Here is an 18,986-nt window from a genome sequence, read left to right on the forward strand (position 1 = left end):
TTAAATTTCTAAACGACTAACTCAACATAGTCATACGCTATTCAACATTGATATTTATTGTATAAAAAAGGGCTAAAATTTTTAGCCCTTTTCTAAATTTTTCAGCTACTTAACGTTTGGATGTACCATTTTTTCAGGTTGAACCACTTCGTCAAATTGTTCTGGAGTGACAAAGCCTAGCTCTACAGCGACTTCTTTTAAGGTTTTATCTTCTTTATAAGCAGTTTTCGCTACTTTTGCTGCATTTTCATAACCAATGACAGGATTCAGTGCAGTCACCAGCATCAACGAGTTATGTAAAAAATAATCAATTTTTTCACGATTTGGTTCAATGCCTACTGCACAATGCTCATCAAAACTATTACAAGCATCACCAAGCAACTGCACAGATTGAACAAGATTATATGCAATAACAGGCATATACACATTTAACTCAAAATTACCTGCCGCACCTGCAAAATTGATCGTTGTATCATTCCCCATCACTTGTGCAACCACCATCGTCATTGCTTCACACTGCGTAGGATTCACTTTGCCTGGCATGATACTTGAGCCTGGTTCATTTTCAGGAATACGCAGCTCACCTAAACCACAACGAGGACCACTCGCCAACCAGCGGATATCATTGGCAATTTTATTAAGACTCGCAGCTAAAGTTTTTAAAGCGCCTGACGCGAATACAGCTGCATCACGCCCTGCAAGTGCTTCAAACTTATTAGGGTTGGTGATAAATGGAAGACCAGTTAATTTAGCTAATTCTTCAGCAGCTTTTTCGGCATAGTCAGGATGAGCATTTAAACCTGTTCCTACGGCTGTACCACCTAACGGCAACTCATATAGCCAAATCAAAGCTTGCTGTAAGCGCTTTAGTCCATGATCCAGTTGCGACACATAACCACTGAACTCCTGCCCAAGTGTCAGTGGTGTAGCATCTTGTAAGTGTGTACGACCGATTTTGACAATATCATTAAATTCTTCAGATTTACGATGCAATGTGTCACGTAAACGTTTGACTGCTGGAATGAGTAATTCATTGATTTGTAATGCAGCAGCCACATGGATCGCTGTTGGAAATGAATCATTGGTAGATTGGGCACGATTGACATGATCATTAGGATGAACAGGTTTTTGTGAACCTAAAGGATTACCAAGTTTTTGATTGGCAATATTGGCAATCACCTCATTACAGTTCATATTGCTTTGTGTACCAGAACCCGTTTGCCAAACTACTAAAGGAAATTGACTATCCCAATTTCCAGCAATCACTTCGTCAGCTGCTTCTACGATATATTGGGATAATTCTTGCGGAATTTGATTGAGGCTCGCATTGGTAATCGCTGCGGCTTTTTTAACAAGTCCCATTGCTTTAATCATAGGACGAGGCATATGTTCGGTGCCGATCTTAAAGTTTTCTACACTGCGTTGAGTTTGTGCTCCCCACATCGCCTCACTAGGAACTTCAACTTCACCCATTGTGTCGTGCTCAATACGTGTCTGCATTTTCAACCTCTTAATCGTCCGAATTTAATTTTCAAGTGACAGCTTATAATGTGATCATCTTTATGCAATGAATACAAGCCATTACCCCAGCGAAATCCTATGCTAAACAAATAGGCAATCAATGTAAATGATAATTATTTACAACTATGCATTTTCTACACATCAACAATTATTCAAGGTATTTTGGTAAAAACGCCATTCATCTTGAATCATTTGTTTAAGTGAGCGCTTTGCCTCCCACTTTAAAACATCTAACGCTTTATGGCTATTCGAAGCCACTTGATCAAGTTCATGTATTTGGTAAACCGCATCAATTTGATGAATTTGCTGTGCAGTTACATCCTCGATCGTATTGATTAAATCTTGAATCGAACTTACAGTCCCTGAAATATCAAAACTTTCACAGACATTGTTCTGCTCTTGTAGCCAATAGATACTGGACTGGATCGCATCACAAACATCAAGTACATGTACAAAACTACGCTCAGTGGTTTTATCTTGGGTATTGGCGTGACGGTGAACTTCAATCAAATCTCGCTGTTGTGCAGCGACCTGCAATGCTAATGGCACAATATTTTTCGGTAGTGGAGTAACAAACTCCCCCAATACACCATGTTCAAAAGCACCAACCACGTTGGATACCCTAAGCGTTGCAATTTTCCATTCCTGATCCGTTCTAAAGGTGTCCTTGATGATTTCTTCAATCATCTGTTGAGATTTAATATAAGGATTCGGATAAGAATAATTAAAAGCAATTTCTTCGTTTAAATCTAAACTCGATTGTGCATAAACCATAAGGCTAGAAAGATGAACCAGACTTCTGACCCCTGTGCGTTGCATTGCTCGCAATAAACTCATAATACAACTGACATTGTCATTATAATATTCAAGAGGTTTCAGATTAGATTCTTCAATGGATTTGAACCCTGCACAATGTACAACGGTATCTATTGAATATTGTTCAAATACTTTATTTAGTGCAGGAGTATTACGAATATCAATTTTGACAAATGGGATATACATTCCTGTAATAAATTCTAAACGCTCTAAACACTGCAGATTTGCATTGGCTAGATTATCAACAATGACGACCTCTTGCCTTTGAGCTAGCAAACTTAAAACCACATGCGAGCCTATAAAGCCTAAACCACCAGTCACTAAAATCATTGTATAGATACTCCTTTTAAAAATCAATTACTTGCATAATTTCGGTGTTTATTTGGTGCGTTCATTAATTTATCCACTAGCCAGAAAAACTAAAACCAACTTAAATATCCTTAACTTATTAACCTACATGATCATTAATTTAATCTTACCGCCTTACAAATATAGTGTGTGTTGCAGTTCAGTTATGGTTGGAAATATAAAATCCACATTTCATCCACTTTTACAAAAAATACCTTATATTGGAAAAATAGCCGTAGACCAATACTTTTATTTTTGTGATAATTCTCCTTTTAGATTAAATAAAAAAACATATAAAAACAAAGGTTTATTAAATTAAAAAAGTTTAGTAAAACTTGATATCAAGTTTGGTCAAAGTAATATTTTGCAAATTAAACAAATCCACAGTGAATTCTATAGATATAAGGGATATTGTATTTATACATAACATTCCGTTTTTCATATCGAGAATAAAAAATGTGCTCTAACTATGAAATTCCTAAACGAAGTGCCCTCACCCGACTTGATGTCGAGGTTGGTCCGTTAGATTTGGAATTAAAACCGCATATTTACCCAGGGTATCATGCACCAATTATCATGAAAGATTTTGATTTGGATTTCGGTAAGTTTGGGCTTTTGCCCGCTTGGGCTAAAGATTTTAAATTCAGTTCTTATACTTATAATGCAAGAACTGAAACTGTCGCTGAAAAACCGAGTTTCAGACACGCATGGAAGTACAGTAAATTTTGCTTGGTACCCGTCCAAGAATTTTATGAACCTAAGTACATAGATGGCAAAGCACACTGGTACACAATAAAGCGTGAAGATAATCAGCCTTTTACAGTTGCTGCTATTTATGATGATGCTGTAATTAAAGACTCAAAAGTCAGATCGTTTTCGATGCTTACGATCAATGCAGATCATCACCAATTCATGAAGCAATTTCACGCTCCGACAGATGAGAAGCGTTCAATCATTGTTATCCCAGAAAAATATCGCAAAGACTGGCTCAATGCCGACAATGAACATGCTCACGAATATTTCTTTGAGCTTACAGACGAATATGTAACATTTTCACGTGACCATTCATCTGAATCAGTCAAACAAAATGACCTCTTCTAATTTAGTATTGATTATCCACAGCATTTAAATTTGAAATTTCATTTATTACATTTTAAAATCTTGATTACGTAACATATTCAAGTGGTGTAATTTATGAACATTAACCTAGATGTCAGCTCATCAAAAGCAAGACTTATGAGTCTAAAGAATGTAAATCTAGACCACTTGAAAGGTTCTAAAATCATTGATATTAGAGAGCATTCTTTAAAATCTCAGCATATTCCTGACATATCAAAAATCTCATCATTTCAAGCAATAACTAATGCTTCAATCCCCTTAGTTTTAAACAAAATTGCTGCCGGTTTTCCCTCCCCAGCCGAAGATTATATTGATAAAACTGTCGATATGAATGATCTATTGATCTCAAACAAAGATGCAACTTTTATTGTCCAGGTTGAGTCTCTTTCAATGAAAGATGTGGGAATTGAAGTTAACGATTACTTAATTGTTGATAGAAGCATTCGCTCTCAACATTATGATGTTGTCGTTGCATTCATTGATAATGAATTTACTGTTAAAAGATTGATGATTACACAACAAATGTCACATCATGAATTGTTTGATATTTTTCAGAAGCAATATGATTTTAAAGATTTACCAGCCGTTTGGCTCAAACCTGAAAACATTGAGTATCAGCCAATACTTCCTCGATCAGAACAAGAATTGGTAATTTGGGGTGTTGTCACCAAAGTTATTAAGAACTTCAAATGAAACATGAAGAAAAGATATTTGCACTTATTGATATCAATAATTGCTATGTCTCGTGTGAACGTTTCTTTAATCCAAAGTTAAACAATGTCCCAGTCATAGTTTTATCTAATAACGATGGGTGTGCAGTTGCCCGAAGCAATGAAGCCAAGCAAATGGGAATTAAGATGGGGGTTCCTTTATTCCAGATTAAAGATGTTGTACAGAAAAATCATGTTCAAGTACTTTCGAGCAACTATGCAATATATGCGGAAATGTCACGCCGATTTCATTCGATACTTGCAAGTTATGTGGCTCCACACGAACAAGAAATTTATAGCATAGATGAATGCTTTCTAGATCTTACAAGCTTTAAACATAACTATGATTTGGTGGAATACTGCCAAGGTATGCGAGAACGTATTCAGGAGTGGATCGGTTTGCCTGTTTCAATTGGTATAGGAAGATCAAAGACAGAAGCAAAAATCGCCAATAATATGGCAAAGAAAGGGAAAAGATTTAACGGAGTGTGCGATCTAGCAACCATGGACCCGAAACATCGAGATTACTTTTGGTCGCTTGTTGAGGTTAGTGAAGTATGGGGTGTAGGGAGAAAGCAGAATAAAAAACTTAATGAAATGGGGATTAAAACGGTACTGGATTTATCTAATGCGAACCCACCAATCATGGGTAAGATGTTCACAGTATGCATGCAGAGAACCGTTTTAGAGCTTCAAGGTATCTCTTGTATGCAAATTGATGATCAACCCAAGCCTAAACAACAGATTGTTGCAAGCAGATCATTTGGCGTCAAAATCACAGAGCTGCAGGACTTGAAAGAAGCAATGTCGAAATATGTTCAAGATGCCGTAGGTCGATTGAGAAAGGAAAAACTATTATGTGGTGTGATTACAGCCTTTGTTCAATCAAATCCTTTTGACACTTCTGTGCCGTATTACAGCAAAGCTCAAACATACAAATTTTCAGAACCTACTGATTGTGTTCTTGATCTTGTGGAAGTCGCTTACTTGTTATTAGAGAAGATTTATAAGCCGGGCATCAAGTACAAAAAGTGTGGTGTGTTTTATTCAGAGCTAATTCAGAAAACAAGCCATATACCTGACTTGCTTTCAGACCATCAAACTAGAATTACGAATGAAAGCTTGATGAAAGCTTATGAAGATATTCAAAGTAAATTTGGCAAAGCCAAGATCTCTGTTGGTCCCTGTTATTTCAAAGATAGAAAATGGTCAATGAGTCGAGATATGTTGTCTAAGAATTATTTTACGAAGAATGGGATGATAAAAGTTAAATGATGTTGAGTGTGGATGGGTTGTTGACTGTGAGTGACTAGTAAACCAAAATACAAAAAATCCATACTGGTACTTACTTATGAAATTTAAAAAAGAAATTTTTCAAATTTTAATTGCTATTCTTATAGTAGCAGGTTTGTTTACCTCATTTTCTTGGATTTGCATTCACTACCAAAATCCATCTGATTCAGCAAAAGAAACCCTAAGTATTGCAGTATCATTTATGGGTGTGCTTGCAACTATTTTTGCTGCTTTAATTGCAGTTCTATTATTTAATGACTGGAGAGAACAGCATAATAAGCAAGTCTCAAACTCAATAGGTCTAAAAAATTTAGAAACTTTCAATGAATTTGAAAAGAAAATTTTAGAACTTAGGAGTCATATGTCTGATTTTGAAAATATTTTAGATGACTATCAATATTATGTGGAGTTTACCGACTTATATAGAGATGGGAATATTACTTCTTATCAAAACATTTTAAGCAAGAAAAATGAAATAGATATAAGTTTTCATGTTTTACTCATTAATATTAAAAACTATATAACGATTACTGAGAGCAATCTACTCAAAAATAAAGCTGATTCATACCTACAGGCTTTTATAAATGCTAACAAATATGATTTAACTATAGACTCTCCTAGAGATTTTTTTAACAAAACTGAAACTCAAGTAAACAGATATAACGAATTAAAAGATTTGATTAAAAATGAATTAATTGAGCCACTAATTCGAAATTTGAAAGTAAAATAAGAGCCTGGGTTAAAATTATTAATTCATTTAAAAATTTAATACATTTAACACTGTGGTAGTTAAATCCTCACATCTTTCAAAGCGCTACACTCATTGTATTTGGCAAGAGTATCAATAATCCTAATTGTCATATGCTAATTTAAGTAGATTTATAAAAAATATCTAAGCCTAACGTTGATTCCCTAAAGGGATCAAAGAGAATTTTTTCATTGCACTCAACAGCTTTTTCTAAAAATTTTATTATTTTTGAAATTTCATTTATGGAAACTGGATAAATATCGATTAGCCTCTTAAACTCATTGATTAATTGATTTAGCTGTCTGTCACTAAATAAATCGTAGTCTACATAAGAAAGTTCAGAAATAAGTGGGAGTGTTCCTTCATCAGAAATTGAAACTAAAATATCTGCAAAATTTTTTGGAATCTGATAGGCGGATAGAGACTGTTGACCGTCTTTAACTGGATTAATTGTCCAAATATGAATTAAATACATAGTTAGAATTTTGCCTATAGCTTTTAATTTTCATGCTTTTATATCAATATTTTATTTTGTATACAACATAATGATGATTATGCAAATTTACCCTCACTTAGAGGGCCTCGCTTCCATCAATCTTTCTGCATCAGATGCGTGTCTATCAGCTTTTTCTGCAACTACTTTTTATTCAGTTATGCGCGTTTAGAATAAGGCATTGTTAGCAAAGAAATTATGTCTAAATTTAAATAGGTGATTGAAGCAATGAATTGATTTTCATTAAACCCAACCATTTTGCTGTGTTTTTAATCAAATTTAAATGGGATATACTGAATTTGACCATTGGAGAGAGTGGTCAATTACAATAAAGAAATACAAGATTTGCCTGTATCCTACTGGCATTATTTTTAATAATTTTAGTCATATACAATAGTTTAAATTACCTGTATAAAGAAATTCCTTCACTTAAGCTGAGCTTCCTAATGGAATCTGTAAGATTGTTGTATGTAAGTAAATTAGTTAATCAAGATTCCAACATAAAAAATACCTTAATGAGTATTCTTAACGAGGCTATTGATTTCAATTACAAGCACGAAGTTAAAGGTGTTTTATACTATGGTCATGGATACTTTGTTCAATGTTTGGAAGGTAAAAAATCTGTTATTGATAACTTGTTTTACAATAAGATTTTAAAAGATAGTCGCCATGTAAATTGTGAGATACTTTATTATATTCAATGTGATATTAACTTTTTCAGCCAATGGAGTATGAAATTTTTACCTGTTAATAAGAAAATTACAGAATTTTTTATGACAAACCATTTAGATGAATTTAATCCATATCTCTTAACTGCTGAGACTACAGTAGATTTTGTTTCGTTATTAGCTGGCGAACCAGAGATAGATATAAATGAATATTCTGAATAAGATTTAACTTATAAAGTGCTCATTCCGAGGGCTATATATATTCGAAAATCTAACTCGGAGTTTTAGTTGAGAAAAAATTATTCTGAATGAATTTATTTTTCTCAAGCTGTTGAATGCAACATATTAATTTTGCATTTTTGACACTTTATTTTATAAAACAATATTATGCTGTATCTATGAATAATAAATTTTATCATTATCATTGATACTTACCACCGTAAACACAAATTTTTTATATTTTATTTTTTGATTGATTGAGACATTATCAAGCTCATCCCACAACTCAAAGAAAAAAAATTCAGATGTTTCTGAGTAGATCCAAACCGAAAATTCATTTTTATCCTTTGTAAAAGAATTGAAGATTATATCTTTTTTCTTAACAATTTTATGTAATTTAAATTCCGCATCCTGTAGAACCAATTGATATATATTCAAAAGATACTGCCTTTTAGATTCAAAACACAATATACACCATTTAAACATTTAATACAGCTTAATTATATTAATTTATTATTTATGATAAATTTCAATGACTTAGATTTTTAAAATTTTTACTTTCTCTTCTTTTATTTTGATTATACCAGATGGAAATATTGCCTCGGTTAATTAAGACTCGATTATAGAAAGATCAACTGGTTATAAGGTAGATTTTATAGGTAAGTTTATTAATATTAGACTTATATTGCTTAATATGAATTCTATGCTAGGTTTGTGCAAAGAAGCCTAAAATACCTGAAATTAGGTATATGAAAAAAATTACCTTTTGTTATATTGATAATGCTTTTTAGATTTTTATCATCATTAAAGCTAATTTTATATTTATAGAGCCCTGAATCCATTTCAAACGGGATACATCCGAAAAACCTTACGACAACTACTGGAAAATATTATGCAAAACAAAGATTTAAAACCTATTGGATCTCTATTATCAGAAAATAATAATGCCTATTATGTAGAAGTATGTAGAGATGAAAAACATGAAGACTTATTGAATTCTTCATTATCTGCCATTCAACATACTGTTGATTGGCAGGTAATAAAAGGCAGTAATAAATTTATTAAATGTGATTCAGATACTGTTAACAATACACATGTTATGGAGTATTTATTAAATGATGATGGGAATTTATGGTACTCATACAAACTAAAAGTCAAAGTTAATAAACCTGGTGTTTATTATTTTACAGATGCTACAAATGATAAATATAAATTATCAGTTGAGTTAGAATCGTTTGAGCATGCTTTGAGTTATAACTCAAAACACCCCCAAATTGTTTTGGTAGAATATATAGAATATTGATGAAAAATCAAATATGACAAAACATCAGACTTAAATTTTTTATTATTTATATCTATTTCAAATACATTAAAAATTCAATTGTACTTGATGGACAAAATGCTAATTAGCCCTCACTAAGAGGGCCACGCCTCCTTTCTGCATCAGCCGCCTGTCTAACAGTTGATAGTGTTTTAGCTTCACTTCTCCATTTCTTTAGAAATCATAAAAAGGCGGGGAGGAAATTCCTTAAAATCATGATTTTCCGACTTATCAGTACAATATTCTACATAGTAGCGTAGTCTCATTAGGAAGGTTAGAATACAAGAAAGGATAAAAAATTTCCTTAGAGCCTTATAAAAGTTTGAGTGAGTTCATGTTTGATATCAATGATGATTTAAGAAAAATTGAAAATACTAATTTTTTTTCTAAAATGGGAATTAACAATATCGATGATGATAGAGTTATTTTAATAGAAAATTTAGGTAAAGCTTTTTTAAGTCATCCAGACGAGGACTTTCAGGAAAAATTTAACAAACTTAGATGGTTACCATCAAGTATTTCTCAAGAAGACCCATTTTACAAAAAACAAAAGAATACCTCAGAATTATTGAACTTGAGAAAATGTATTAATAAGAAAATTTTAAATGCAACAAGAGACATGAATAAGGAGTTGTTCATAATACCTCCACATGATTTTAGTCTTGCAGCTCGTGATTCAATTTGTTTCTGTTTCAGACAGTTAATGACTGAAAGATATTTACAATTAGGTCAAAAATGGGAGTTTATTGCTGAGTTATATTATTTAGGCCATTATCCTATTGGATATATTGACAATAAAATTGTAGCTATTTAAGCCTTATTCTTTATAAATCCATTACAAAGACAAACTTGAATAAGCATAAAAACAATGAAATATATAATTTTAGAACTTTGGTCATGTGTGGTATGAGGTTTGGCCAAAGTAATATTTTGCAAATAATGTTTTAGGCTTCATTCAATTTGGTAGAAGTTACCCCACTCAACACTGGCAACTTATACCGCGACTCGGCTGGTCTATTGGTTTTACCATACCAGCGGAATTCCTGAAAATCTGACTCATTATATAGTGCATAACAAACCATATTTGACTGATTGCCGCCAATACAAACCAGCTTACCAGTTTTGCTATCACGACCTGCTACAAAGCAAACATGACCGCCACCGCTGCGAGTTTTTATCGCTACACAACCATAAGCAGGTTTTGCTAGCTTTGCTCCATAATTCACATAATCTAATGCACGGTACCAGTGCTTTGGATATGCAATACCTGCAGTCTTAAGACACCACGCCACAAAAGTACCACACCAAGGTGTTTCATCTTCTTGCCACCAAGCACCAAGCGATTTTAGCCATTTTAGGATTGTTGGGTTATGAGCTGTTTTGCTTGTATTTTCTTTTAAGCCTAGATGCTTCTTGGCTTCAATCATCCAAGTTAAATCATTTGTAGTGGATACTGCTGTCGAGATCAGTGTATTGACACCTGTTAAATTCAACTGTGGTTCATGCAACTCAGGCTGTTTTTTCAAACGTGCTAAAATCATAGCAACACCAACAAAAGCGCCGACGTATTCTTTCCAATTTTCAGGAATTGAGTTTTTAATTTCCTGAGGAATCAGATTCCAAATCATTAAAAAGTGCTCAGAGAATAAGCTTAAGGCAAAAAAAATGGCGCTTAATGCGCCGATCTGTACTGATTTAAGTTTGTATGACTGTTTCCAGTTATCGATTAGTTTCATTTAAATATTGCTCCGAATGCTTCTTTAATTTCTGTGATAATTTCATTGAATGATTTGCCTTTAAGAAGCTGTACGGATTGATAAGCAATACCAATACAGAGCATTCCAAAAATAGCAAAAATCAACATCACAAAACCTTGTGCCATATGTGTGTAATGAGTTAAGTCATAGTATTCAATGAAAGCTGAGCCACCATACAAACTGATAGCTACGCTAAAAGTGAACTTCATAATGACACCCATCGTGATTTTGATGCGACCTTGAGTATCTACATCTCCACTTAAAGTAAGTGCAAAAATAGCCCCAATAACGGCTGCAACAATTTTAAAAAGCCATGGTAGACCTTTGATAGAAATTGGATCGTTCAATGTAATTCCTCTATTTTTTGGCAATAAAAAAGCACCCAACTGGGTGCCTGTTATTTTTGATGTTCAATAATTTGTGACGTCTAGAAATAGCACAGTTGCTACTGTTGTTTGTCTAACATATTCTCCTCGTAAGCTTGAAGCTTCCCATTCCGAAATATCATCACTCATCTGACTTCTACTATTTGTAATCAGCTTATTGGTAAAAGTCGTAGTATTTGTTCTGGAAAAGTATGACATGCGTTCTATCCATAACTGTAAAAATTGACCACCAGTTGGTGGACCAATCCAGTCCCCACGATATTGCCAGCTATAATCACGTTGCGCTGATAATGTCGCAATGGTTTTATTGCTTGGTACAGTTACAGTTTGACCTGTATTTACCGCATTAATTCCGACAGCTACCATTTTCATATACTTAAGATTACTATCAAACACACATGCGCCTGATTGTTCATTAAATACTTGTCTTCCATATTTTTTTCCTGACGACAAGCCAGAAACAAACACATAAGCGTTAAGACCTGTTAGTGCAGACACATTTGGTGCGTAGATTAGTATAGAAAGCGTCCCCCCGTTGCGTATAGTTCCAAGTAAAAATACGTCACTACTGTTTCCTGTAAGTGCTACACATGGATTTCCTAAACTTAGGGGCAATGCTAAATCATACTTAAAAAGCAACCCATTAATTAGCGAAAACCACGCGTTCTTTACACCAGTAGATTGCTGTGTAAATGACGATAGCGGTATCTTATTAGCAAGGGCAAGATTAAAGTAGTCACCACTAATTCTAAGTACGTTGTCACTTTCAGTTCTCAACTCAAAGCCATATCCCATAGTTAATATACTCCGTACATTACAGGATAGTTAATATTCGTATATGTGATAATATTATCTTTAATAACAATGCTTTCCTGTCTACTTGACATATTCCATGACGACACTGTCGTATTATTAAAGGCAAATATAAAAAGACTACCTCCTGCCATATCTGCACTGGATACTGTAACGCTACCTGAAACATCCGAGTTACCATTTGGATTTATCATACCTATTACACGCGTAAGCTTATCTGTAACCTCGAAAGTTAGCAGTCCTGTTTCTTCATCAAAACACTGGAATCCATATGGCATTAAGACCACCACCCATCACGCATAATCAATCTACCATTGGGTGCATATACCTCGCGCACCGCCCCAGTCTGAACCGCTTTTGCTCCATCAGGTGAAGTTGACTCCCAACGTCCAAAATTAGCAGTCAAAGACGTTAAGCTTTCAGCATAAATCTTACTTGCAGAAACATAACCAATGTTAGCGTTATCAAGGTAAAGTCCAGCTGGAACGACTGTCCCATTCGGTAATGTCACCGGTCCTGCTTGGTAATTAAAAGCATACTTGGCTTCATTACCTACCGATGCCGGTGCCGCAATTGCAAACTGATCAGCACGAATAATAAACAGACTCTTTCCCGAACCCTCGTTAATCAATCCAATACCAGCAACATAACCATTAACATCTGTTTTCACAGTGTATTGAGCTTTGATACCGTTAATTGACTGCAACGATTGTTGAACTAATGCAGTGTTAGCTGTTGTGTTATCTTGCCAAGGAACAGGTGCTGCATCTCCATTGTTCCGCTGTACTTCACAAGCTTGCGCTCTTGACATGAACTGATACGCTTCCCAACCACATTCCTGTTGCCTAAATACCACAGCCATTGTCATTGCGTTTGAGGGAGCTTGGACATTTTGGTAAAGCCGATGCATGTCACTTAGCATCTGTGCTGTATTTCCACCAGAGCTTACAAGAATAGATTTATCAGGTTGAGCTGTATAAGAATCTGTTATATATGCACCATTCTTGTCATAGAAATATGCAAATAAGACTGTCTTACATCTATGATTCTGAACATAGCCACTAATCTGATAAAACTTACCTCCTGTGACTGGAATACTTTGATAGAGTTCCGTGTATCCAACAACACCAGTTTGATCTCCAGCTACGTGCATAGAACTATTCATACTAGGCTTATACCAAGCTTCATAATTTGGATAGTTCACATTCCCCTCTTTTACAAGGTTAATGTCATAGCCATAAATATAACTAGAGTTTTGCCAACCATTTGTATTCCCCATAGAGAAGTCAGGGTTAATAAGTAAGTTACCTGACCCAGTTGGTATACCAGCAACAGTTGTACCCACCTGTGTAATAGCCTGTGAGTTTGCTTCAACCCTTCCGTTAATTTGAGTCACTGCAGCATCCAGATTAGTGGTTGCCGTAGCTGTTGCATTCAACTTATTGTTGATTGAAAGTGGCACTAGACTCGCATCATAACCTCTAGGTTCAATGTACTCATCACCTTCCCACCTTCCTGTAGTTACAAGTTTTGGTTCTCCAGTAAACTGGTTACAAGTCAACTCATACCATGTACCACCACGCAGGAATACAAACTCTTGACTGGAGTGAGTCAATTGCCCTAAAAACATTGCTGGCGACTGATTGCTCTGTGTCCAAAGATAACTGAAATTTACGACTTGTCTTTCAATATCTTGTGCGCCCCAACCAGATGCTCTTGCTTTCCAATGTAATGAAAGTGCAAAAGTTCCACCGCCATGACTTGACCAAGGAGCACTGAAAGCACCAAGTGGCATCTCAAAAGCTATCTCACTGATCCCTTTAGATGCTACAGGAATCAGTACAGGGTAGTATGTATTAAGGTCTAAAGCTGAAAGATCAAGTGCGAACTTTCTACCATTCAGCGCAAGTTCAGCCTTAGCTTCAACTTGAGTGAGAGCGGAACCTTGTGAGCTAATTGAGTTACCTTGCTGCTCAACTGTAGTCTTCAATGAATTAAGAGCATTGGCATCAGCCTTACCATCAATGGCACTTTGTAATCCAGTGACAGCAGAAGCATTTGCTTTAATCTCATTATCATGCCTTGTGACAGTCGCATCTAACTTGGTGACAGCAGTTGCGTTGGCATTAATCAGACGTTGATCATATGAACCGCCATATTCAGATGGAACACCATTGATGAAAGTAAATACCTTAGACCAAACATCATTGGCAGTATTCGATGTAAACATAGCATTTACAGATGAATACTGTGGCGCACCTTTCATAGTCATGACAATGGGCAGATTGTTTCCATACCAATTAACAAGATAGTCATCAGCTAGCCCCCACTGACTTTTTAGCACACTTCTGACATCAACAACCTGAGATGCATTGCTATACGAAAAGCTGCCAAGATGGTCTGCTCCCACAATAGCAATGAACGTACCATAAGCCAAAGAATCTAAGAAGTTCTTCATATCAACATAGATTTGATATGAAGCTTCACCTGTATCAACACCATAAGTATCGTAATGCTTTGTATTCACATGGTCACCATATCCATTAAATACATAGATATTTAGTCCACGACTTAGGTTAGCCAATTTCTCATTTTTAGAGTTAAACAAACCGTAATGTAATGCAGGATTAAAACCATTCCTAATGGTTGTTAAGGTATAGTTTTTTGTAAACCCAACTTGTGCAGTTACAGATGTGATTGCCTGACCTTGTGAAGTAAGCGAATTACCCTGCTGTTCAACAGTTGACTTCAATGAATTCAATGCAGATGAATCTGCCTTATTGTTTACTGAAGTTCTTAAATCAGTGATCGCCTCTGCGTTAGCATTTGTTTTATCACCAATTGTCGTAACTTTAGCATCCAATGTTTGAACAGCACGTGCTGTTGCAAAATCATTGTCAGAAACACTCCAGTCCGTTGGAATATTGCCCTTTTCAACAATCGGTCTACGAATTTTATATGTCCCAAGACAGCCTGCAAATCCAAGATGAAATGCAAGTCCCCCAGACTCATGGAACTTACGAGTGTGATAGAATCTGTACCATTTGTCGTATCTCAACTCTTGCCCTTTTACCAATTGTGTTGGTAAGTAAGACATTGAATCTTTCCAATACACATCAGGCGATTTTACAACAGAGCCAGTAGTAATCATGAAATCAAACGAAATGATCACATCATCATTTTCATTACAGTTTGCTTGTACATCTCCGAATTGATAAATGTCCCAGAAGTTTGTATACCAATTGTGGTTATTTTCCTCAACAACAATGGTTAACTCTTTCTTATCCTCGCTAATGCTCGGGATAATTCCCGTACCTCCAGTTCCAGCTCCTATCCATGTCTCAGCATCACGAACCAAGTTTCTTGAACCAACAGCAATATTATCAACTTTAGCCTCAACCTTTGTAATCGCTTGACCTTGTGATGAAATCGTATTGCCCTGTTGCTCAACTGCAGTCTTCAACTGATTGACGGCAGAAGTATCAGCTTTGCCTGCAATTGAGTTTTCAAGAGCAGTCAGCGCTTGTCCTTGTGATTTAACATTGCCATCGATGGTCTCTACTTTAGAGTCAAGCGCTGTTAATGCTGAAGCATCAGCTTTGCCCACTAAAGTATTTTGTAATCCAGTGATGAGACTACTTTGAGAATTAATCTGATCACCAATAGTCACTACATCATTTTTAAGATTTTGTACGACCGATGCATCAGCCTTATCAGCGACCGTATTTTGTAATCCAGTGATAATACTGCTTTGGCTTTTAACTTGATCCCCAATAGTCACTACATCATTTTTTAGATTTTGTACGATCGATGCATCCGCTTTACCCTCAATCGCAGAATCTAATGCCGTAAGTTTAGATGTGTTTGCTTCTGTTGCCGTAGCAATCGTACTGATACGCGTTTGGACATTTGATAGTGAACCATCTATTGAAGCTTTGTAGTTGTCTAAGGTCTCAATCTGTGATTGATCAGCATCTTTGCTCCGTGTAATTTCCTGAGTTAAACCATCATTCAGTGCTTTGATACCCTCTCTACGCCGTACTGTTTCCTCAGTTAAAGCATCATTCAATGCTTTGGTTTCATTTCTCCGTTGTGCTGTTTCTGCAGTAAGCTCATTGGTTAACTTATCTATTTGTAAAGACGTAGCTGTTGCAATTTTATTGACTTCTACAACCAAGTCTTTTGCCTCTGCCCCGACTTCAATACGACTGATCAAATCTTGATTTAGCTGACTATCGGTAATCTGACCGTCAAGTAATTCAAGTACATCTTTGGCATCAGATGTGGTTGTACCGTTTGTCCAGTCAGACCAGTCTCCGATATTCCCAATTCGATCAATCAAACGTGCTCGATAGAATTGAGTCAGATTAGGCTGTAATCCTTGGATGACTGTGGTTGTGGTTGGATATGCAAAAGAACCTAAAGTTGCAATGTTGGATGTACTGTCTGGTGAGACTTGGATCTCTACATAAGCTGTATCCAAAGCATTTTCTGGATAACTCCAATCCAGTTTCATACCAAATAAAATGCCAGTTGCCTGGATAAACGCCACTTTTGGTGGTTTGCCTTGCTTTCCTGTTAATTCAGTTAAAATTGAATAGGTTGGCAAAGATGAAATATCAAAAGCACTCATCGCAATAACTCGCGCTTCATATTTACCGGCGTAGATACCGGCTATCTCTGCCGAGTTATTTCCAGTTAAAGGTAGTTTTAGCCAGGTACCATTATCTTTACGCCATTCAACTTGATACTTGGTTGCACCTTTGGCTTGTGGCCAACTGATGACCATGGTTTCAACAGACATTCCTTGTTGAACCATTTGCTCACTGGAAATCAAGACCGATTCAACAGGATCTTGAGTTGTAGGGTTAATAATTGAAATTGGGCGATCATCTATATACGCACCATGATCAATTGCATCAAACTTAGACTCATTGTGCTGAATTGCCGTAATGGTAAATTGGTGCTGTTCATCTTGAGAAATTGATACGACACGAAATTTCATCGTCGCTAAATCTTTCGCATCAATCACCCAAACATTTTGTGGAGCAACAGAATCGAATGCTGATACAACAGTAACGACCCGACCTGTAATACTCGATACAACTCTTGCTTGTGCCTTGCCATCCTCACCATTAACAATTAGACGGTCACCAGCTCGGCATACAACATCATCACGATCTAAGATGATTTGCTTTAAATCAGCACTGACTGATGAAATACGCCCACCATTTGCACGACCAGCCAACAACTCATCAGCAAGTTCAATCACTTTACCAGGGAATGGAATATAGCCATCCAACCCAACTTTAAAGGTGACAGTTCGAGTTTCGAGTTGTTCAGTTTTTAAAGCCCATTGACCAGTACGTTGTGCTTGACCTTCTGAGGTACAGCCCCATGCTTCAAGCTCAAGTAGTTTTACACCTCGATCACGTGCAATCGCGGCTTCATCACGAACAAAAACATATTCCGTCTTATAGCGATTTTGCGGATTATCCCAAGCAACTTTAACTGCATTATGCCGATCACGAGCACGTGTACCGGTATAATTAATCCCCATAGCACCATCAATAATATTGGCGGATGTATAGGTAAACATCGTATCTTGTGGTAAATCAGCCTCACATACGATCGATGCACCATCCCAATAACTGATTGCACGAAATAGGCCTGCAAGTTTGCTTAAAATATCGAAAGCAGATTCAGCACTTTGAATGTATACATTACAAGTGAAACGTGGCTCTTGCCCACCTTTGCCATCTGGTACCAACTGATCACAATATTGAGCCAAGCGATACAATGACCATTTATCAATCATTGTCTCTGTTAAGCGGTTACCCAGTGCATATCGCTTATTGGTACATAAATCATAGTAAATCCAAGCAGGATTATTGCTGTATGCACGCTTAAATAAACCATCCCATATTCCGATGTAAGTACGGCTTACAGGATCATAGTTGCTTGGTACCTTGATCTTTACACCCTTTAGGTCAACAGCAATTTTAGCAATATTCGAGAATGTTTCAGCATCATATTGCACACCAATCAAAGCAGTATTTGGGTAAGCAAGCTTAAGATCGACAACCTCAGTAATGGCTTGAATATACATCTTATCGCTGACATATTCTGAGCTTGAATTTGGTGTTTTCCGAGTAACACGAATCAGCCAATTGTTATTAGCTTCTGGAAGCCCAATTCGATGGGTACGTTCATAATTTGCTGAAGTTTTACCTGACATCTGAGTATCAAGCATTAACTCCCACGATCCGCCATCGGTTTGAACTTCAATGGTGTAATCAATCACAATCCCCGAGACATCACCATTTTTAGGATCTTGTTGTTTTAAAGCACCAAATCTAACACGTACAATCACAGCATCAAGTGTAAGATTAGTCACACCTTTCACCCAAGGCGTATCGCTTTTAAGTTCAACACCTACCGCAGTTTCAGATGCAATGCTTTCAAAACCTTCCATGTAGGTTTGGTCATTGGTCCCTGATCGAAAATCTAGAGTGACATCTTGAAAGTTTCTTGCACCACTGTCGTTTTCTACGGGTGTGTCATCTAAATAGATAGACTTGTAGCCATTGGCTAAACCTTCAACTTCCCCTTCACTCATGCCATATTGTAAACGTGCATAAGTTTTAGATGCCGTTGTATCGTTAGCAACCTTAGGTTGTCTTTGGCTTTGACTACCACCTTTTGCACCTTTAACTGTTTTAAGCATACTTTTCACCACGCAATAAAAAAGCGCTTTACGCGCTTATATTCTTC

General features: G+C 36.1%; 14 protein-coding genes and 1 pseudogene. 7 read left to right on the top strand and 8 right to left on the bottom strand.

Annotated features, from left to right (window positions below; genetic code table 11):
* Nucleotides 1-105 precede the first annotated feature (105 nt).
* Complete coding sequence (fumC, locus tag ACINWC743_RS09880; RefSeq protein WP_035300888.1) at nt 106-1,500, bottom strand: class II fumarate hydratase; 1,395 nt, start codon at nt 1,498-1,500, stop codon at nt 106-108.
* A gap of 162 nt (nt 1,501-1,662) precedes the next feature.
* Entirely contained in the window at nt 1,663-2,667 is a 1,005-nt protein-coding gene (locus tag ACINWC743_RS09885) for an NAD-dependent epimerase/dehydratase family protein (RefSeq protein ID WP_005028938.1), read from the bottom strand.
* Nucleotides 2,668-3,141: 474 nt separating this feature from the next.
* On the opposite strand from ACINWC743_RS09885, the gene ACINWC743_RS09890 reads away from it, so the two are divergent.
* The 4 genes from ACINWC743_RS09890 (at nt 3,142) to ACINWC743_RS23540 (ending at nt 6,537) form a co-directional block, all read left to right on the top strand.
* Complete coding sequence (locus ACINWC743_RS09890; protein WP_005028939.1) at nt 3,142-3,786, top strand: SOS response-associated peptidase; 645 nt, start codon at nt 3,142-3,144, stop codon at nt 3,784-3,786.
* A gap of 93 nt (nt 3,787-3,879) precedes the next feature.
* A complete protein-coding gene (locus ACINWC743_RS09895) occupies nt 3,880-4,497 on the top strand; it encodes a LexA family protein (protein ID WP_009585322.1) in 618 nt (205 codons plus the stop codon).
* The gene (locus ACINWC743_RS09900; RefSeq protein WP_009585351.1) at nt 4,494-5,789 is read left to right on the top strand and encodes a Y-family DNA polymerase; all 1,296 of its coding nucleotides are present in this window, start codon (nt 4,494-4,496) and stop codon (nt 5,787-5,789) included. Before ACINWC743_RS09895 ends, ACINWC743_RS09900 begins: the two co-directional genes overlap by 4 nt.
* A gap of 76 nt (nt 5,790-5,865) precedes the next feature.
* Nucleotides 5,866-6,537: a hypothetical protein gene (locus ACINWC743_RS23540; protein ID WP_009585292.1), complete on the top strand. Its 672-nt coding sequence runs from the start codon at nt 5,866-5,868 to the stop codon at nt 6,535-6,537.
* A 139-nt stretch (nt 6,538-6,676) separates the two neighbouring features.
* Here ACINWC743_RS23540 and ACINWC743_RS09910 read toward each other — a convergent pair whose 3' ends face one another.
* The gene (locus ACINWC743_RS09910; RefSeq protein ID WP_085947558.1) at nt 6,677-7,021 is read right to left on the bottom strand and encodes a hypothetical protein; all 345 of its coding nucleotides are present in this window, start codon (nt 7,019-7,021) and stop codon (nt 6,677-6,679) included.
* A 473-nt stretch (nt 7,022-7,494) separates the two neighbouring features.
* Between ACINWC743_RS09910 and ACINWC743_RS09915 the strand changes: the two genes are divergently transcribed.
* Nucleotides 7,495-7,938, top strand: a complete 444-nt coding sequence (locus ACINWC743_RS09915; protein ID WP_009585312.1) for a BLUF domain-containing protein — start codon at nt 7,495-7,497, stop codon at nt 7,936-7,938.
* Between the two features lie 574 nt (nt 7,939-8,512).
* Here the strand turns inward: ACINWC743_RS09915 and ACINWC743_RS24835 are convergent.
* A pseudogene (locus tag ACINWC743_RS24835) lies at nt 8,513-8,608 on the bottom strand (IS5/IS1182 family transposase); the annotation flags it as partial.
* 219 nt (nt 8,609-8,827) lie between these two features.
* On the opposite strand from ACINWC743_RS24835, the gene ACINWC743_RS09925 reads away from it, so the two are divergent.
* Together ACINWC743_RS09925 and ACINWC743_RS09930 are read left to right on the top strand one after the other, a co-directional pair.
* Nucleotides 8,828-9,238 (top strand): hypothetical protein, encoded by a 411-nt coding sequence (locus ACINWC743_RS09925; RefSeq protein ID WP_009585308.1) that lies wholly within the window; start codon nt 8,828-8,830, stop codon nt 9,236-9,238.
* A 352-nt stretch (nt 9,239-9,590) separates the two neighbouring features.
* A complete protein-coding gene (locus ACINWC743_RS09930; protein WP_009585304.1) occupies nt 9,591-10,070 on the top strand; it encodes a hypothetical protein in 480 nt (159 codons plus the stop codon).
* Nucleotides 10,071-10,200: 130 nt separating this feature from the next.
* On the opposite strand, the gene ACINWC743_RS09935 is transcribed toward ACINWC743_RS09930, so the two are convergent.
* The 4 genes from ACINWC743_RS09935 to ACINWC743_RS25295 form a co-directional block, all read right to left on the bottom strand.
* Entirely contained in the window at nt 10,201-10,992 is a 792-nt protein-coding gene (locus tag ACINWC743_RS09935; RefSeq protein ID WP_009585356.1) for a TIGR02594 family protein, read from the bottom strand.
* Nucleotides 10,989-11,360: a hypothetical protein gene (locus tag ACINWC743_RS09940; RefSeq protein ID WP_035300912.1), complete on the bottom strand. Its 372-nt coding sequence runs from the start codon at nt 11,358-11,360 to the stop codon at nt 10,989-10,991. Before ACINWC743_RS09940 ends, ACINWC743_RS09935 begins: the two co-directional genes overlap by 4 nt.
* 63 nt (nt 11,361-11,423) lie before the next feature.
* Nucleotides 11,424-12,194 carry a hypothetical protein gene (locus ACINWC743_RS09945; RefSeq protein ID WP_009585305.1) on the bottom strand — a complete coding sequence of 257 codons (771 nt, stop codon included), beginning with the start codon at nt 12,192-12,194 and terminating at the stop codon, nt 11,424-11,426.
* Nucleotides 12,195-12,489: 295 nt separating this feature from the next.
* Nucleotides 12,490-18,939: a phage tail protein gene (locus ACINWC743_RS25295; RefSeq protein ID WP_035300891.1), complete on the bottom strand. Its 6,450-nt coding sequence runs from the start codon at nt 18,937-18,939 to the stop codon at nt 12,490-12,492.
* Between the last annotated feature and the right edge of the window lie 47 nt (nt 18,940-18,986).

Origin of the sequence: Acinetobacter sp. WC-743 (assembly GCF_000335555.1) — a bacterium.
Classification (GTDB): domain Bacteria; phylum Pseudomonadota; class Gammaproteobacteria; order Pseudomonadales; family Moraxellaceae; genus Acinetobacter; species Acinetobacter bereziniae.

What these genes read in the sequence shown, in the direction of transcription:
- fumC (WP_035300888.1), bottom strand. Translation starts at nt 1,500, where the DNA reads ATGCAGACACGTATTGAGCACGACACAATGGGTGAAGTTGAAGTTCCT.
- ACINWC743_RS09885 (WP_005028938.1), bottom strand. Translation starts at nt 2,667, where the DNA reads ATGATTTTAGTGACTGGTGGTTTAGGCTTTATAGGCTCGCATGTGGTT.
- ACINWC743_RS09890 (WP_005028939.1), top strand. Translation starts at nt 3,142, where the DNA reads ATGTGCTCTAACTATGAAATTCCTAAACGAAGTGCCCTCACCCGACTT.
- ACINWC743_RS09895 (WP_009585322.1), top strand. Translation starts at nt 3,880, where the DNA reads ATGAACATTAACCTAGATGTCAGCTCATCAAAAGCAAGACTTATGAGT.
- ACINWC743_RS09900 (WP_009585351.1), top strand. Translation starts at nt 4,494, where the DNA reads ATGAAACATGAAGAAAAGATATTTGCACTTATTGATATCAATAATTGC.
- ACINWC743_RS23540 (WP_009585292.1), top strand. Translation starts at nt 5,866, where the DNA reads ATGAAATTTAAAAAAGAAATTTTTCAAATTTTAATTGCTATTCTTATA.
- ACINWC743_RS09915 (WP_009585312.1), top strand. Translation starts at nt 7,495, where the DNA reads ATGGAATCTGTAAGATTGTTGTATGTAAGTAAATTAGTTAATCAAGAT.
- ACINWC743_RS09925 (WP_009585308.1), top strand. Translation starts at nt 8,828, where the DNA reads ATGCAAAACAAAGATTTAAAACCTATTGGATCTCTATTATCAGAAAAT.
- ACINWC743_RS09930 (WP_009585304.1), top strand. Translation starts at nt 9,591, where the DNA reads ATGTTTGATATCAATGATGATTTAAGAAAAATTGAAAATACTAATTTT.
- ACINWC743_RS09935 (WP_009585356.1), bottom strand. Translation starts at nt 10,992, where the DNA reads ATGAAACTAATCGATAACTGGAAACAGTCATACAAACTTAAATCAGTA.
- ACINWC743_RS09945 (WP_009585305.1), bottom strand. Translation starts at nt 12,194, where the DNA reads ATGGGATATGGCTTTGAGTTGAGAACTGAAAGTGACAACGTACTTAGA.
- ACINWC743_RS25295 (WP_035300891.1), bottom strand. Translation starts at nt 18,939, where the DNA reads ATGCTTAAAACAGTTAAAGGTGCAAAAGGTGGTAGTCAAAGCCAAAGA.